The following is a 15,682-nucleotide window of genomic DNA, read 5'->3' as shown; positions in this document are numbered from 1 at the left end:
CACTTGCCGAAAGTCATCGAATATGAGCGGGAAAGAACTATGCCAACAAATCGCTTTGCGAAAAAACACGGGAAAATAGTTGTGATTCTGCTTGTTATTTGTGCGGCCATGCTGATGCTGCGTTGGGCCGCAATGATCTGGGGTTAAATTATTGGCACCGGCAGTACGGTTCCGTTTATTTATCTATTAAATAGAATTTACCTGAAAAATAGCGCGTTATTGGTACGTGGTAAAAATAAAACGTAGAGTAAATATTAAATAAACTTAACTTTAATTGGGAAAACCGGGCCAATTATTTGACCCGGCTTGTCATTACATACGATAACCGAGCGAAACAGTCGTTCGACGATCGGTATGCTCCGGCGCCGTTGCCGGCGGTTCAGAGTTCCAGGTCACGTTGTAAGCCACCTTTAACCCGAAGTGTTCATTGATGGCAACGTTCAAAGCCGTTTCAGAGTTGAGTGTCGTATCGTCAGCACCGAATACCGATACACCCTGAGTAAATTTGGTGTTATCCGTCATCTGCCACGCATACGCCCCGGACGCATAGCCCAACGGCTGCGTTTCGGTGGTGCCATCAGTGTGCTCGTCATAACGAACACCAGGACCGAATTCAAAACGGAAGCTGTGCACCGGCCCATTAAGAAACTGACGACCGTAACCTGCGGTCAGTACGTCACGCTCGCGATAACCGTTGTAGCGGTCGGTCAACCAGCTTGCCTGCCCAAAGAGATAGTCATAGTCGGTCATGTTGTAACGACTACGGCCCCCTACGGCATATTTCTCTGATGAACGCTCATCATTTGAGGAGGTGTTGCTGGCATTTCCCCACAGAGACCACGCCGTAGTTTGACCATACCAGGTCATGTTGGTGTCTGCAGTTAAAGAAGAACTTTTTGTGTTGCCTGACTGGGCGAGATATCCCGCGTTCAGGTTACCTTCAAAGGGTTTTTTCGCGCTGGAAGGATCATCCATGACAGTAAAAACGGAATCATCGGCGGCAGCATGCATTGACGCAAGCAGGCCTCCCATCAGCATGAATGCTGTGGGCACTGTCTTCAAAAGCTTCATTTATTAAGAGTCCGTACAACAAAAAAAGAGACCATAACGGTCTCGGAAACTTTCATATGGATCAATGACAAAAGACCCTTGAAAGGTAACAAATTATAAAAAGACTCGAATAACATAGCAATAAATTCTTATTTCATTTTTTGAATAAGAGCGTTCTTAAATCGATATTTTATTTATATAACTTTGACCCGATAATTTTAAATAAAGATATGAAAAATCATGTTGTTAATTACTTCACTTTCGGGATGTTAAGTGCCAGACTGAAGGCAGCCTAACAGGAGGTAAAGATGGTACGTATCTATACGTTAACACTTGCGCCCTCTCTCGATAGCGCAACAATTACTCCGCAAATCTACCCTGAGGGTAAACTTCGCTGTACCTCGCCGGTTTTTGAACCCGGTGGCGGCGGCATTAACGTCGCTCGTGCAATAGCGCATCTTGGCGGTACTGCGACGGCTATCTTCCCCGCGGGCGGGGCCACGGGTGAGCATCTTGTTGCATTGCTCGCCGACGAAAATGTTCCCGTCTCTACAGTCGAAGCCAAAGACTGGACCCGCCAAAATCTGCACGTCCACGTTGAGTCCAGCGGTGAGCAGTATCGCTTCGTTATGCCCGGGGCTGCGCTGACCGATGATGAGTTCTATCAACTTCAGGATCAGGTGCTGGAAATTGAGTCCGGCGCGCTGCTGGTGATTAGCGGCAGTTTGCCGCCTGGCGTACAACTTGAGAAGCTGACCCGACTCGTTACCTCAGCACAAAAACAGGGTATTCGCTGCATCGTCGATAGCTCAGGCGAGGCGCTAACGGCGGCGTTAGCCATCGGCAATATCGAACTGGTCAAACCCAACCTTAAAGAACTGAGCGCGCTGGTGAACCGCGAACTCACCCAACCTGATGACGTGCGTAAAGCCGCGCAGGAGATTGTGCAATCGGGTAAAGCACATCGCGTCGTGGTCTCTCTTGGGCCACAAGGGGCGCTGGGCGTTGATCGCGACACCTGCGTCCAGGTGGTTCCACCACCGGTGAAAAGTCAAAGTACCGTAGGCGCAGGCGACAGCATGGTCGGCGCCATGACGCTTAAACTGGCTGAGAACGCACCTTTTGACGATATTGTTCGTTTCGGGGTTGCCGCCGGTAGCGCAGCAACCCTGAATCAGGGGACGCGTCTGTGCGCTTTGGACGATACGCAAAAAATATATGCATACCTTGCGCAGTAATGGCACCGTCCCCCTTCTTACCAGGAAGGGGGATTTTCCGGTAAAACTGTCGGCATGGTTGTTATACGTCTATGATAAAAAATCACGTGATTACAAAGAAGTGAATCATGTGCAAACAGACGTCTCCACAACTGTGCGAGATGAAGAAGAACGACAAACATTAAGTGCCTTTCCAGCGATGACGCGTCCGTGGTGTGCGTCAGTTCGTGTTTTTTAACCGCATTCTTGCGCTAACCTTATGATCTGGCAGACAACATGGGGAGAGACATCATGTGGCAGGCTATCAGTCGTCTTTTAAGCGAGCAATTAGGTGAAGGCGAAATCGAACTGCGTAATGAACTGCCCGGCGGAGAGATCCACGCCGCATGGCATTTACGCTATGCGGGGCGCGATTTTTTCGTCAAATGCGATGAAAGAGAGCTGTTGACCGGCTTTACGGCGGAAGCCGATCAACTGGAGCTACTTTCCCGCAGTCAAACCGTATCTGTACCGAAAGTTTGGGCGGTAGGCGCAGACAGAGATTACAGTTTCCTGGTGATGGACTTCCTCCCTCCCCGTCCGCTTGACGCGCACAATGCGTTTATCCTCGGCCAACAGCTTGCGCATTTGCATGAATGGAGCGATCAGCCGCAGTTCGGACTCGACTTCGACAATGCGCTCTCGACCACGCCGCAACCCAATGCCTGGCAACGTCGCTGGTCAACTTTTTTTGCCGAGCAGCGCATTGGCTGGCAACTGGAACTCGCCGCTGAAAAAGGTATTGCGTTTGGCAATATTGACGCCATTGTCGAGCATGTTCAGCAACGCCTCTCGTCCCATCAGCCGCAGCCGTCTCTCCTGCATGGGGATTTGTGGTCGGGAAACTGCGCCCTCGGCCCGAACGGTCCTTACATCTTCGACCCTGCCTGCTACTGGGGAGACAGAGAGTGCGATCTGGCAATGCTGCCGTTACATACCGAGCAGCCGCCGCAAATTTATGATGGTTATCAGTCCGTCTCGCCGCTCCCCCTGGATTTTCTTGACAGACAGCCTGTCTACCAGCTCTATACGCTGCTGAATCGGGCTATTCTGTTCGGAGGGCAGCATCTGGTTGTGGCGCAGAAAGCGATGGATAGGTTACTGGCGGCTTAACAACGCGCTTATCAGGCCTGACGTTACACAATGCGGCAGGCCTGATATTTCAACGCTTACAAAAAGCCCAGTAATGAGAAGAAGAAGTAGCCGATGACGATAACGATCACCGGCAATATATACAGCGGAAAAATTTGTAAAAAGATCGTATGGTGCGGTACCACGATACGTGATTCAATTTGTGCGCGTGATAACCCTTCACTGCCTTTGGCCTGTTCCAGAATCAGTTGATCCTCAACACCTTCGCGTAAAAAACGCGCCTGACGGCTCATTCTTGCACCTGAATCCTGCAACGCTAAGCCGACAAAAATCAGGATGAAAATCAGCCAAAAAACGAGATTGAGTCCACTTTGAAAATCGGGTGTCGGCGAGTTATACCAAAATACGTTAAGAAAGGGGGTGTTCACCCGCATCATGTCGATCATTACATGGGCAAAATCGAGCATCACCGCATTAATCCCCTCCTGCTTTTCGCTGTGCGCATACATAAACTTCAGTACAGAAACCAGTGTTGAAATCAGCGCGGGAATGAAAATCACCCATCCCACCAGCCTTTTCAAGACGGCAATGCGTCCAGCTTGTTGATACGTCATGAGTTCCCCTTGATAAAGACGTGTCATTTTGGCCTAAGTTTACCCGTTGATAACCGTTTTCGCCTGATCTTTAAAGGCGGTATAATAGAGAATTAGCCATAATGAACGCTCAGAGCCTGTTATGACTGGCTCGAAATCCCTTTTATCACCCTAAAGGAGAGGTTGTGATGTCAACCCCGCGTCAAATTCTTGCTGCAATTTTCGATATGGATGGATTACTGGTCGATTCAGAACCGCTCTGGGATCAGGCCGAACTGGATGTGATGGCAAGTTTAGGCGTTGATATCACTCGCCGCCATGAGCTTCCCGATACCCTTGGCTTACGCATCGACATGGTGGTTGATTTGTGGTTTGCGCAGCAACCGTGGAATGGCCCCACACGTCAGGAAGTGACTGAACGTATCATCACGCGGGCTATTGCGTTAGTTGAAGAAACAAGACCGCTGCTGCCTGGCGTACGTGAAGCCGTGGCGTTGTGCAAATCGCAGGGACTTTTGGTCGGGCTGGCATCCGCATCACCGTTGCATATGCTGGAAAAAGTGCTGACCATGTTTGGTTTACGCGACAGCTTCGATGCACTGGCCTCCGCAGAGAAACTTCCCTACAGCAAACCGCACCCGCAGGTGTATCTCGATTGCGCAGCGAAACTGGGCATTGATCCTTTGAGTTGCGTTGCCCTGGAAGATTCAGTCAACGGCATGATCGCCTCGAAAGCGGCTCGCATGCGCTCTATCGTGGTGCCTGCACATGAAAATCAGGACGATCCTCGCTATGTACTGGCCGACGTAAAACTGTCCTCGCTCACCGAACTTACAGCCGTTCATCTGCGCGGCTAATCCTCTCACGGGCAATGATTCGCATTGCCCGTGAGATTGTTTTTAAAACAGCGTTTCATTTTTATTGTATTTCTGCTCAGCCTCTCCTATTCTTTCCGCATGGTAAAGTGTGAATGGAATGAATAATTGAGGTGAATATGATTCAGGATGCTTTTCGTCTCGCAGGTAAAGTTGCCATCGTCACCGGATGTGATACCGGCCTTGGACAAGGTATGGCACTGGCGCTGGCTGAAGCTGGCTGTGATGTAGTCGGAGTGAATCGTAAAACCCCGCATGATACCGCAGAGAAAATTAACGCGCTCGGTCGACGCTTTATGGCGATTCAGGCCGATCTCAGCCAACAGGACGTACTCGCCAGCATTGTGACACAAACGGTGGAGGCATTTGGTCGGATCGATATTCTGGTCAATAATGCGGGCACCATACGTCGCCAGGATGCGCTGGACTTCAGCGAAAAAGACTGGGATGACGTGATGAACCTGAATCTCAAATCCGTGTTCTTTCTGTCGCAGGCCGTGGCGCGCCAGTTTGTGGCGCAGGGTAACGGTGGGAAAATAATTAATATTGCCTCAATGCTCTCATTTCAGGGCGGGATCCGCGTTCCTTCCTATACCGCATCGAAAAGCGGTGTACTGGGTATCACCCGCCTGCTGGCTAATGAATGGGCTGCACAAGGTATTAATGTCAACGCTATTGCGCCCGGCTATATGGCGACCAATAACACGCAGCAACTACGTGAAGACAGCGAGCGCAATCAGGAGATTATCGATCGTATTCCAGCCGGACGCTGGGGAAAGCCAGACGATCTGAAAGGCCCGGTCGTTTTCCTCGCAAGTTCAGCCTCTGACTATATTCATGGTTATACGCTGGCCGTGGATGGTGGTTGGCTGGCGCGGTAATGTCGCACTTGTGACAAAGGGTTACAACGTCACCTCTTCCGCCTACTGTATAAAACCCCTATACTGTATGAATCGACAGTTTATTGGGTTTTATCATGACGGCGGAAGGCCACCTTCTTTTTTCTATTGCCTGTGCGGTATTTGCCAAAAATGCCGAGCTAACGCCCGTTCTTGCGCAGGGTGACTGGTGGCATATTGTTCCTTCAGCCATTTTGACATGTCTGCTACCGGATATCGATCATCCAAAATCTCTGCTCGGACAGCGTCTGAAGTGGATATCGAAACCCATTGCCCGCGCATTTGGCCATCGCGGGTTTACGCATAGCCTGCTGGCAGTCTTTGCCCTGCTGGCCACGTTTTACCTGAAAGTCCCTGATACCTGGATAATTCCAGCTGATGCCTTACAGGGCATGGTTCTCGGTTATCTCAGCCACATTCTGGCCGACATGCTGACCCCGGCAGGCGTCCCCCTGCTTTGGCCCTGTCGCTGGCGTTTTCGCCTGCCGATCCTTGTGCCGCAAAAAGGGAATCAACTGGAGCGATTCCTGTGTATGGCGCTGTTTGCCTGGGCCATCTGGATGCCACAGACCGTACAAGAAAACAGCGCAGTACGCTGGTCATCGCAAATGATAAATACGCTACAAATGCAGTTTAATCGATTCATAACGCACCAGGTTGACTAATAAATCAGCCGAAATGTCATTTTTGGCATAAACAATTCCATTTGAATATAAGAGGCATGTCACAGTTCTGCTAATCTTGCGCCAACTGAATCACCATCGTACGGTGATCCGCATAATAAGATCAGGAGAACGGGGATGAACTTTCCATTAATCGCGAACATTATCGTGTTCGTAGTGCTGCTGTTCGTGCTGGCGCAAGCCCGTCACAAACAGTGGAGTCTGGCAAAAAAAGTACTGGTCGGTCTGGTCATGGGTGTGGTGTTCGGCCTCGCGCTGCACACCATTTATGGCTCCGACAGCCAGGTTCTTAAAGATTCCGTACAGTGGTTCAACATTGTCGGCAACGGTTACGTCCAGTTGCTGCAAATGATTGTTATGCCGCTGGTCTTTGCCTCTATTCTCAGTGCCGTTGCGCGTCTGCACAACGCCTCTCAGTTAGGTAAAATTAGCTTCCTGACCATCGGCACGCTGCTGTTTACCACGCTGATTGCCGCGCTGGTAGGTGTTCTGGTGACCAACCTGTTCGGCCTGACCGCCGAAGGTCTGGTACAAGGCGGGGCTGAAACCGCGCGCCTGAATGCCATTGAAACCAATTATGTTGGCAAAGTAGCCGACCTCAGCGTTCCGCAACTGGTGCTGTCGTTCATCCCGAAAAACCCGTTTGCCGATCTGACCGGAGCGAACCCGACGTCAATTATCAGCGTGGTTATCTTCGCAGCATTCCTCGGTGTAGCCGCACTGAAACTGCTGAAAGATGACGCCCCAAAAGGCGAGCGTGTTCTGGTCGCTATCGATACCCTGCAAAGCTGGGTGATGAAGCTGGTTCGTCTGGTTATGCAGTTAACGCCGTACGGTGTTCTGGCGCTGATGACTAAAGTGGTTGCAGGCTCCAACCTGCAGGACATCATCAAGCTTGGCAGCTTCGTCGTCGCTTCGTATCTCGGTCTGGGCATTATGTTTGTGGTACACGGGATCCTGCTGGGAGTTAACGGCGTTAGCCCGCTGAAATACTTCCGCAAAGTCTGGCCTGTCCTGACTTTCGCTTTCACCAGCCGTTCCAGCGCCGCGTCCATCCCGCTGAACGTTGAAGCACAAACCCGTCGTCTGGGCGTACCTGAATCCATTGCCAGTTTTGCCGCCTCTTTTGGCGCCACGATTGGTCAGAACGGCTGTGCCGGCCTGTACCCGGCTATGCTGGCGGTGATGGTCGCCCCAACTGTCGGTATTAACCCGCTGGATCCCATGTGGATTGCCACGCTGGTAGGTATCGTGACCGTGAGTTCCGCAGGCGTTGCGGGTGTGGGCGGCGGCGCGACCTTTGCCGCGCTGATCGTTCTGCCTGCCATGGGTCTGCCGGTAACGCTGGTCGCGCTGCTGATCTCCGTTGAACCGCTGATTGATATGGGTCGTACGGCGCTGAATGTCAGCGGCTCCATGACTGCCGGTACGCTGACCAGCCAGTGGCTGAAGCAGACCGACAAAACGATTCTGGACAGCGACGATAACGCCGAACTGGCGCATCGCTAAGCCTGTTTGCTGATAAACAAAAAACCGCCGGCGTGTCATGCTCCGGCGGTTTTTTTATATCCAGTTAATCGCTCAGTTCATTTTCCTGGCGAATCTGATTAGCCCAGCGTTGCGCTGATTCCGGAACCGTAAATGCAGGCGAACGCTGAAACGACTCCCCCATTAAGACAAAAGCGACATATTTACCGCGCAGTATCCATACGTCACGAAACGCATCCATTTTAACCGCATGCTCTGGCGGAGCAGGCTCCACACGGGGCACGTAGCTAATAACCGGACGATTTTGTTGGCGAAGAGGTTTCATAATCAGTTGTTTCACTAAAGACAAATTCTAAAAATCAGAAAACCGCTATCTTAGCCGATTTTCCCCTCCCGCGTCCTGCCTTGCGTGCGCGGTTTGCCTGTCTCATCGCGCTTTACTTCCCCGGTATATTCCTGCAGGGCTGAGTGAGTGGTCTATAGTTAAAGCTTTTGACAGCAACAACGACCCTTTCAGCGATGAATACAGGAGACGAGTTTAATGTCACAGAAAGATAAGCATCCGCTCCATCACACTGCGCCGGTTCATGATGCCAGCGAGTCCAAACCCGGTCTTGATTCCCTGGCGCCAGCAGACGGTTCACATCGTCCAACGCCTGAACCCACGCCTCCGGGCATGCAACCCACCACGTCCGGCAGCTTAAAAGCGCCTGACATCAGAAGTGACAAACTCAACGCGCTGGACAGTTTTCGCAAAGGAAGCGAAGAATTTGCCCTGACCACCAATCAGGGCGTACGCATTGCAGACGATCAAAACTCGCTGCGCGCCGGAAATCGCGGGCCAACATTACTGGAAGATTTTATCCTGCGAGAAAAAATCACCCATTTTGATCACGAACGTATACCAGAACGTATCGTTCACGCTCGAGGGTCAGCCGCGCACGGTTACTTTCAGTCCTATACCGATTTAAGCGCAACGACAAAAGCCGATTTCTTGTCCGAAGAAAACAAGATAACACCCGTTTTTGTCCGTTTCTCAACAGTCCAGGGCGGCGCAGGCTCAGCGGATACGGTCAGGGATATTCGGGGATTTGCGACAAAATTTTATACTGAAGAGGGCATCTTTGATCTGGTAGGAAATAACACGCCGATCTTTTTTATTCAGGATGCACATAAATTCCCGGATTTCGTCCACGCCGTAAAACCGGAGCCACATTGGGCCATCCCACAGGGCCAAAGCGCGCATGATACCTTCTGGGATTATGTCTCATTGCAGCCTGAAACCCTGCACAACGTGATGTGGGCGATGTCTGACCGGGGGATCCCGCGCAGTTATCGCACGATGGAAGGTTTTGGCATCCATACTTTTCGGCTGATTAATGCGCAGGGGAAAGCCACTTTCGTCCGCTTCCACTGGAAACCGCTGGCTGGCAAAGCTTCTTTGGTATGGGATGAAGCACAGAAACTGACGGGTCGCGATCCTGATTTCCATCGCCGCGATCTGTGGGAGGCAATTGAAGCCGGCGATTACCCGGAATACGAACTTGGCCTGCAGTTAATTCCGGAGGAAGATGAGTTTAAATTCGATTTTGACCTGCTCGACCCGACAAAACTCATCCCGGAAGAGCTGGTTCCAGTTCAGCGCGTCGGTAAAATGGTACTAAACCGCAACCCGGACAATTTCTTCGCGGAAAACGAACAGGCGGCATTTCATCCCGGTCACATCGTTCCGGGCATCGATTTTACCAATGACCCTCTGTTACAGGGCAGACTGTTCTCCTATACGGACACACAGATCAGTCGCCTGGGTGGGCCCAACTTCCATGAAATCCCGATCAATCGCCCTACCTGCCCGTACCATAACTTCCAGCGCGACGGTATGCATCGCATGGATATTGATACCAATCCCGCCAACTATGAGCCTAATTCCATCAATGACAACTGGCCACGAGAGACGCCGCCGGGGCCAAAACGTGGTGGATTTGAGTCGTATCAGGAGCGCATTGACGGGAATAAAATTCGTGAGCGTAGCCCCTCTTTCGGCGAATACTATGCCCACCCTCGCCTGTTCTGGCTAAGCCAGACACCAATAGAGCAACAGCATATTATTGGCGGATTCAGTTTCGAACTCAGCAAAGTGACCCGGCCTTATATTCGCGAAAGAGTGGTCGATCATTTGGCGCATATTGATACCACTCTGGCGCAGTCCGTGGCCAGCAACCTCGGTTTTGAACTGACCGAAGAGCAAACCCAGATCTCCCCTCCACCGGACGTCAACGGGTTAACCAATGCGCCTTCGCTTAGTTTATATGCGGGATCAAAAGGTGATATCAAAGGCCGCGTGGTCGCCATTCTGCTCAATGATCAGGTAAAGGCAGACGATCTGCTCACCATTATGCAGGCCCTGCAGTCGAAAGGCGTTCATGCCAGGTTGCTCTATTCCAGAATGGGTAATGTGGTTGCCGACGATGGCTCCGTCCTGACGATCGCGGGTACCTTTGCCGGCTCGCCGTCGCTGACGGTCGATGCGGTTATCGTTCCGGGTGGGAATATCGCGGATATCGCCATGAATGGCGATGCGAAATATTACTTACTGGAAGCGTATAAGCACCTGAAACCTATCGCCCTGGCAGGAGATGCTCGCCAGCTTAAAGCTGCATTGAATATCACAAATCAGAGTGAGGAAGGCGTGGTAGAAGCGGACAGTGCAGACGCACAGTTTATGGATACCTTACTGACACTGATGACTGCGCATCGTGTCTGGTCGCGAGCCGGAAAAATCGACGCGATCCCTGCCTAAAAAAATGCGGCGCATAATTGCGCCGCAAACTCAGGAATTACACGTTCAGAAAACTGCCAAGACGATAACCGCGCTCCGCAATAGCATATTTCAGTGACGAAGACGTCAGTACGTCAAGCTCAGTTAAGCGGGGGTAACAGTAGGCACTTTGACGAATAGTGTCATCGATAAAGGCTGGATGGCACATGACTTCCAGTGAGGACTCTCCCCGGTCTGCTGAGGCATCCAGCGTTTGTAAAAACAGCGCCTCAGAAATCGCTTCGCCATAAAACTCGCTGCTGAATCCCTGGGAAGAACGCAACGTGTCGGGTAAATCAGACGACTGGCACACCGCCTGACGATCGATACGTAACGCAATCCCTCGTTCGGCTGCAAAGCTCGCGACAATGGGGAAAATCTGCGGGAACATATGCACATGGTGATGGCTATCCAGATGCGTCGGTTCCCGCCCAAACAGGTCTATAAAACGCTGATACTGCGCGGCCAGCTCTTGCGAAATTTCATCCAGCGGCAAAGCATCTTCTTCTGCCATTTGCCAGATCCATTTCCCCAGCAATCCGTCACGCGTAAGGCCTGGCATTGGTGTCAACGGTCTGCCCAGCGTCAGAACAAAGTGCATCCCGACGGCAAGTGCAGGTATGTCACGACTCAGTTGTACCGCATGGTCAATCGCCGCGCCATTTACCAACGCCGTCGTCGAGGTGACCACGCCATTGCGGCAGGCTTCAACAATGCCGTAGTTTTGGCCTTTACTCAGGCCAAAATCATCCGCATTCACAATCAGTACGCGTTCCATAGCCGACCTCAGTTAGTGTTGTTCGCTTTTCAGTTTCTCGATGCACCCGGCGAAATTTGGCAGCCATTGTTCATGCGCCAGAATCAATTCACGCGCCAGGACTTCAGCGTCGCGGTCAGAATGCACCAGCGGGCTAAGGTTCAGCGCCAGCAGCACATCATTTAGCTCTCCGCTCAATGCCGCATTGCTCGCCGCCACTTCAAAGCCTTTAATGGTATAGATAAGACCGAGGACTTTCTCATCAAAATGAGTAATACGTGGGTGTGGCGTGGCGCCGTTGCGTCCCAACGTACAGGTCATTTCTACCGCCCAGTCCGCAGGAATGTTATCGACATGCCCATGGTGCGGAATGTTGACATAATGTTCGGTCTGCTTATCGTTGTAGATAGCGTTGATCACTTCACAGGCCGCGTCGGAGTAATAAGCGCCACCGCGCTGCTCCAGCTCCTTCGGCTTAACGTTCAGCTCAGGATTTTTATAGAGATCAAAAAGTTGTTTCTCAACTTTCTGTACCACCTGAGCGCGTGCCCCGCCCTTATAGTATTCGCCCATCTCAATCGCCAGCATCTCTTTTGGCTTGAAGTAGTAGAGCAAGTAAGAGCACGGCAGTAGTTTCAGCGAACGAATCAGTCCTTCACTAAACGGCAGGTCAAAGATGTTCTTCACGGTAGACGCTTTCAACTCGCCCGATGCGACGCCGTCCAGCAGTTCATCAAAACGTGACACGCCATTCACCAGCACATCTTTGATAAAGACCATATGGTTCAGACCGAACAGATCGATAGATAAATCATCGCTCTCTTTCAGCGCCAGCACATCGCTAATGAACATTTTCATGCCGACGGGAATATTACACACGCCGATGAATTTCTTAAAATTCGTATGGCGATAGACCGCTTCAGTCACCATCCCTGCCGGGTTAGTAAAGTTAATCACCCACGCATTCGGGCACAGTTCTTCCACATCTTTTACAATGTCAAAAATAACCGGAATGGTACGCAAACCTTTGAACAGACCGCCCGCACCGTTTGTTTCCTGTCCCAGATAACCGTGGCTCAGCGGGATACGCTCATCCTTCTCACGGGCTTTAAGTTGTCCTACACGCAGTTGGGTGGTAACGAAATCAGCATCTTTCAACGCTTCGCGGCGATCCAGCGTTTTATACAACTTCATCGGAACGCCAGCTTTGTCGATCATCCGCTGGCAAAGGTCAAAAATAATGTCCAGCTTCTCTTTACCACCCTCTACATCAACCAGCCACAATTCAGAAACCGGTAATTCATGATAGCGCTTAATAAAGCCTTCAAGTAACTCAGGGGTGTAGCTGCTCCCGCCACCGATAGTGACGACTTTTAATTTCTGGCTCATACGTTCTCCCTTCAGTGTCAAAACACTGACATGTATTATGCTCAACCCGTTTGTCAGGTATAGCGTGGCTGTCCCGACGCTATTTAGGGCAAGCTATAAAAAATGAGTTATTGGAAAATAATATCTACTGATTAAATTCAGTTAATTTCTTACGATAGCTATTTGGCGTAAACGACGTCAGCTTTTTAAATGTTTTAATAAACAGGCTTGGACTACTGTAACCAGACTCATAAGCAATATCCGTTACAGAATAGTTAGTCATTTCCAGCTGTTTTTTAGCAAAATTAATGCGAATTTCATTAATGATCTGCATCGGCGTTTTGCTGTAATAACGCTGGGTCGCGCGGGTCAGATACTCCTGGGATTTCGCGGACAGGTGTACCATATTTTCCAGCGCATTCTCGCTAAACTGCCGTTTATCATGCATGGTCTCGACGGTGGTTTTGAGCCACTGAGGAATATCATCCAGCACCTGCTCTTCGCGATGATGGCGCAGCCGATTAATAATATAGAAGGTGACCACTTCTACAAATTCATCGAGTCCGCTCTCACGAAAGTTCAGTGATGCAATAACCGTTTCAATGTAGGTAAGAAACGAGTTATTCGCCCGATAGACCTGCGATGCAACGAAACAAAACGGCAGCAGCGGGTGGTAGTGCTGTTCAAAAAAACGTTTACTGATACCGACGTTGAGGATCCTTGTCGCACCGAAATCATAGAAACTCTGGTGATGCGATCCCAACGGGATAAAAACAAAGTCCCCGCGCTCAAGCAATACGCGTTTACCGTTGATTTCCTGATAATAGCGTCCGGTTAAAACCAGCGTAAATTCATAGTAGTCATGTTGATGCAGCCCACTGATGCTCTCAGTTTTGTTATAGATGAACACATGGAAATTTTTGCCATTAAACAGCTGCTGTTCATAGACGGTTTTGATTTCCGGTGCGTTAATCTGTAGCTGCATTTTGCACTCCTCGCTATTTCAGCTTCTCGTGAAGTTCAATCAGTTCAGTGACCAGCTCACGCGCCAGCATCGAGGTCATCAGATGATCCTGTGCGTGGACCAGCACCAGGCTGACTTTCATTTTACCTTCGCCCTGATCGCCTTCAATCAGTTTTGTTTGCACGAGGTGCGCTTCGTTCAGCGCCAGGCGAGACTGATCCATCATGGTCTTCGCTGCTTCAAAATCCCCCTGCTTGGCCATTTTGAGTGCGCCGTATGCCAGGCTACGCGCCTGACCAGAATTAATGATGAGCCCCATCACCACTTCTTCAAGTTCTTCTGCTTCTGACTGCGTGTCGACGATATTCTCGATATCCAACATACTTTTTTCCTCTGGTTCAGTCCGGCATGACCGCGAAGCCACGCCGGATTAAATTTAGAATTTCAATGCGTTAGCGATATCTTCTTCACTTTCTTCTTGATCAATAACGTTCTGAGCTTTGTTGGCTACTACCACGAACGGCAGGTAAACCAGCGTTGCAATACCGAGGTTGAACAGCGCGACCAGCAGAGCGGCGACGCTACCGTTGGTGTTAAAGAACGCGCCCAAACCGGTTGGCATAGTCCACGGCGCGATGTTGGTAATCGGTGGAATAATGCCTGAGTAGTAAGCTGCCAGCGTAATCGCCGCCAGAATCGGCTGAACCAGAATGAACGGAATAAACATAACCGGGTTCATGATGATCGGCAGACCGAACAGGATAGGTTCGTTAATCTGGAAGAGACCTGACGGCAGTGCCAGCTTAGCAACCTGACGATAGTCAGGACGACGCGATGCCAGGAAAATAGCGATAATCAGACCCAGCGTTGCCCCGCTCCCCCCAAGGAAAATATAGGAGTCGAGCATTGGTTTCGCCCAGACGTGGAACGTCTTACCGGCTTCCAGCGCAGCGTCTACGGAACCAAACTGTTGGTAGATAGAGATATTTTCCAGTGCCCATGGCGTCATGATTCCGCTGTCCAGCGCGGTCAGCGCCAAAGAACCGTGAATACCAAAGAACCACAGCAGCGGAACAAAAATCACATAGGCCCAACCCACTACGCTACCCAGTGATGCCAGCGGCGTTGAAATGGAATCCATAATGATCTGATGGAAGTTGGTACCCCAGGTGTTCAGCGCCCAGGCGATGATCCCCATAATGGAGAGAATAAGAAAGCCAGGAATCAGCGCAGAGAAGGAACGCGATACGGATGTCGGTACGCTATCAGGTAATTTGATCACCCAATTACGATGGACCACAAAAGTGAACATTTCCGCGACCACCAGGCCGATAATAATACCGGAAATAATATTCGCGCCGCCCAGCCAGTTAGCGCCAACCGCATAGGCTTCACCCACGCTGTACGGTGTGACGGTCATAAATGCGGCGACAGATAACAACCCGGCAGCCAGTGAGTCGACCTTGCGTTCTTCTGCCAGCGCCATGCCGATAAAGAACGGCGCCATCAATGACATGATACCCAGCGTACCGTTATAGACGTTTCCACCAATGCCTTTCAAGCTATTCAGCGTTTCAATAGTTGAAGCATCAAGTCGAATGCCCATCGAATAAAAAAACGACCCCTCCCCAAAGCTCAGGAAAACGTTATTAATTAATACAAACATTGCCCCTGCGAGGGTTAACGGCATTAAACGAATAAAACCGTTTTTGATTGCATTAACGTGCGGCTGCTTTCCAATTTTTACAGCAAAAGGAAGGAGTACCTTTTCAAGTGAAGCAATAGCGTTACTCATAGAAAAATACCCTTAAATACCGCAATTAATAATTGCGGTGAATG

16 protein-coding genes are annotated in these 15,682 nt (G+C 50.6%); 8 read left to right on the top strand and 8 right to left on the bottom strand.

All coding sequences use genetic code 11. The features are described 5' to 3' along the window. The first annotated feature begins 39 nt into the window (after positions 1 to 39). Positions 40 to 147: a small membrane protein YniD gene (yniD, locus tag JSN25_RS14755; protein ID WP_204525063.1), complete on the top strand. Its 108-nt coding sequence runs from the start codon at positions 40 to 42 to the stop codon at positions 145 to 147. A gap of 165 nt (positions 148 to 312) precedes the next feature. On the opposite strand, the gene JSN25_RS14750 is transcribed toward yniD, so the two are convergent. Then, positions 313 to 1,071: a DUF481 domain-containing protein gene (locus tag JSN25_RS14750; protein ID WP_038640176.1), complete on the bottom strand. Its 759-nt coding sequence runs from the start codon at positions 1,069 to 1,071 to the stop codon at positions 313 to 315. A 287-nt stretch (positions 1,072 to 1,358) separates the two neighbouring features. On the opposite strand from JSN25_RS14750, the gene pfkB reads away from it, so the two are divergent. Both pfkB and JSN25_RS14740 read left to right on the top strand, forming a co-directional pair. After that, positions 1,359 to 2,288: a 6-phosphofructokinase II gene (pfkB, locus tag JSN25_RS14745; RefSeq protein ID WP_061381454.1), complete on the top strand. Its 930-nt coding sequence runs from the start codon at positions 1,359 to 1,361 to the stop codon at positions 2,286 to 2,288. A 270-nt stretch (positions 2,289 to 2,558) separates the two neighbouring features. Continuing rightward, positions 2,559 to 3,419: a fructosamine kinase family protein gene (locus JSN25_RS14740; protein WP_069324267.1), complete on the top strand. Its 861-nt coding sequence runs from the start codon at positions 2,559 to 2,561 to the stop codon at positions 3,417 to 3,419. Positions 3,420 to 3,475: 56 nt separating this feature from the next. Here JSN25_RS14740 and JSN25_RS14735 read toward each other — a convergent pair whose 3' ends face one another. Then, positions 3,476 to 4,012 (bottom strand): YniB family protein, encoded by a 537-nt coding sequence (locus tag JSN25_RS14735; protein WP_069324268.1) that lies wholly within the window; start codon positions 4,010 to 4,012, stop codon positions 3,476 to 3,478. 167 nt (positions 4,013 to 4,179) lie between these two features. Between JSN25_RS14735 and hxpB the strand changes: the two genes are divergently transcribed. The 4 genes from hxpB to tcyP all read left to right on the top strand — a co-directional run bounded on the left by hxpB (position 4,180) and on the right by tcyP (position 7,957). Next, positions 4,180 to 4,848, top strand: a complete 669-nt coding sequence (gene hxpB, locus JSN25_RS14730) for a hexitol phosphatase HxpB (protein WP_069324269.1) — start codon at positions 4,180 to 4,182, stop codon at positions 4,846 to 4,848. A 137-nt stretch (positions 4,849 to 4,985) separates the two neighbouring features. Continuing rightward, positions 4,986 to 5,747: a 2-dehydro-3-deoxy-D-gluconate 5-dehydrogenase KduD gene (kduD, locus tag JSN25_RS14725; protein WP_069324270.1), complete on the top strand. Its 762-nt coding sequence runs from the start codon at positions 4,986 to 4,988 to the stop codon at positions 5,745 to 5,747. Between the two features lie 83 nt (positions 5,748 to 5,830). After that, the gene (locus JSN25_RS14720; RefSeq protein ID WP_087050648.1) at positions 5,831 to 6,430 is read left to right on the top strand and encodes a metal-dependent hydrolase; all 600 of its coding nucleotides are present in this window, start codon (positions 5,831 to 5,833) and stop codon (positions 6,428 to 6,430) included. Between the two features lie 135 nt (positions 6,431 to 6,565). Next, complete coding sequence (gene tcyP / locus JSN25_RS14715; RefSeq protein ID WP_006684833.1) at positions 6,566 to 7,957, top strand: cystine/sulfocysteine:cation symporter; 1,392 nt, start codon at positions 6,566 to 6,568, stop codon at positions 7,955 to 7,957. Positions 7,958 to 8,021: 64 nt separating this feature from the next. Here the strand turns inward: tcyP and cedA are convergent, their stop codons facing one another. Further along, entirely contained in the window at positions 8,022 to 8,285 is a 264-nt protein-coding gene (gene cedA, locus JSN25_RS14710) for a cell division activator CedA (protein ID WP_071600734.1), read from the bottom strand. Between the two features lie 192 nt (positions 8,286 to 8,477). Here cedA and katE point away from each other — a divergent pair, with 192 nt between their 5' ends. Then, positions 8,478 to 10,736 carry a catalase HPII gene (gene katE, locus JSN25_RS14705; RefSeq protein WP_085049498.1) on the top strand — a complete coding sequence of 753 codons (2,259 nt, stop codon included), beginning with the start codon at positions 8,478 to 8,480 and terminating at the stop codon, positions 10,734 to 10,736. A gap of 37 nt (positions 10,737 to 10,773) precedes the next feature. Here katE and chbG read toward each other — a convergent pair whose 3' ends face one another. The 5 genes from chbG to chbC form a co-directional block, all read right to left on the bottom strand. Beyond that, positions 10,774 to 11,532 carry a chitin disaccharide deacetylase gene (chbG, locus tag JSN25_RS14700; protein WP_038640162.1) on the bottom strand — a complete coding sequence of 253 codons (759 nt, stop codon included), beginning with the start codon at positions 11,530 to 11,532 and terminating at the stop codon, positions 10,774 to 10,776. A 12-nt stretch (positions 11,533 to 11,544) separates the two neighbouring features. Then, entirely contained in the window at positions 11,545 to 12,900 is a 1,356-nt protein-coding gene (locus tag JSN25_RS14695) for a 6-phospho-beta-glucosidase (RefSeq protein WP_038640160.1), read from the bottom strand. A 124-nt stretch (positions 12,901 to 13,024) separates the two neighbouring features. Next, positions 13,025 to 13,864, bottom strand: coding sequence for a transcriptional regulator ChbR (chbR, locus tag JSN25_RS14690; protein WP_003030617.1), 840 nt, complete (start codon positions 13,862 to 13,864; stop codon positions 13,025 to 13,027). A gap of 13 nt (positions 13,865 to 13,877) precedes the next feature. Beyond that, positions 13,878 to 14,225 carry a PTS N,N'-diacetylchitobiose transporter subunit IIA gene (chbA, locus tag JSN25_RS14685; protein WP_038640158.1) on the bottom strand — a complete coding sequence of 116 codons (348 nt, stop codon included), beginning with the start codon at positions 14,223 to 14,225 and terminating at the stop codon, positions 13,878 to 13,880. A 54-nt stretch (positions 14,226 to 14,279) separates the two neighbouring features. Continuing rightward, a complete protein-coding gene (chbC, locus tag JSN25_RS14680) occupies positions 14,280 to 15,638 on the bottom strand; it encodes a PTS N,N'-diacetylchitobiose transporter subunit IIC (RefSeq protein WP_006684840.1) in 1,359 nt (452 codons plus the stop codon). Positions 15,639 to 15,682: the final 44 nt, after the last annotated feature.

Source organism: Citrobacter cronae (assembly GCF_016893685.1).
Classification (GTDB): domain Bacteria; phylum Pseudomonadota; class Gammaproteobacteria; order Enterobacterales; family Enterobacteriaceae; genus Citrobacter; species Citrobacter werkmanii.
The sequence above is the reverse complement of the archived record's forward strand: the minus strand, read 5'-3'. Positions and strand labels throughout refer to the sequence as shown.

Coding starts and splice junctions, on each gene's coding strand:
- yniD (WP_204525063.1), top strand. CDS start 40: ATGCCAACAAATCGCTTTGCGAAAAAACACGGGAAAATAGTTGTGATT.
- JSN25_RS14750 (WP_038640176.1), bottom strand. CDS start 1,071: ATGAAGCTTTTGAAGACAGTGCCCACAGCATTCATGCTGATGGGAGGC.
- pfkB (WP_061381454.1), top strand. CDS start 1,359: ATGGTACGTATCTATACGTTAACACTTGCGCCCTCTCTCGATAGCGCA.
- JSN25_RS14740 (WP_069324267.1), top strand. CDS start 2,559: ATGTGGCAGGCTATCAGTCGTCTTTTAAGCGAGCAATTAGGTGAAGGC.
- JSN25_RS14735 (WP_069324268.1), bottom strand. CDS start 4,012: ATGACGTATCAACAAGCTGGACGCATTGCCGTCTTGAAAAGGCTGGTG.
- hxpB (WP_069324269.1), top strand. CDS start 4,180: ATGTCAACCCCGCGTCAAATTCTTGCTGCAATTTTCGATATGGATGGA.
- kduD (WP_069324270.1), top strand. CDS start 4,986: ATGATTCAGGATGCTTTTCGTCTCGCAGGTAAAGTTGCCATCGTCACC.
- tcyP (WP_006684833.1), top strand. CDS start 6,566: ATGAACTTTCCATTAATCGCGAACATTATCGTGTTCGTAGTGCTGCTG.
- katE (WP_085049498.1), top strand. CDS start 8,478: ATGTCACAGAAAGATAAGCATCCGCTCCATCACACTGCGCCGGTTCAT.
- chbG (WP_038640162.1), bottom strand. CDS start 11,532: ATGGAACGCGTACTGATTGTGAATGCGGATGATTTTGGCCTGAGTAAA.
- JSN25_RS14695 (WP_038640160.1), bottom strand. CDS start 12,900: ATGAGCCAGAAATTAAAAGTCGTCACTATCGGTGGCGGGAGCAGCTAC.
- chbR (WP_003030617.1), bottom strand. CDS start 13,864: ATGCAGCTACAGATTAACGCACCGGAAATCAAAACCGTCTATGAACAG.
- chbA (WP_038640158.1), bottom strand. CDS start 14,225: ATGTTGGATATCGAGAATATCGTCGACACGCAGTCAGAAGCAGAAGAA.
- chbC (WP_006684840.1), bottom strand. CDS start 15,638: ATGAGTAACGCTATTGCTTCACTTGAAAAGGTACTCCTTCCTTTTGCT.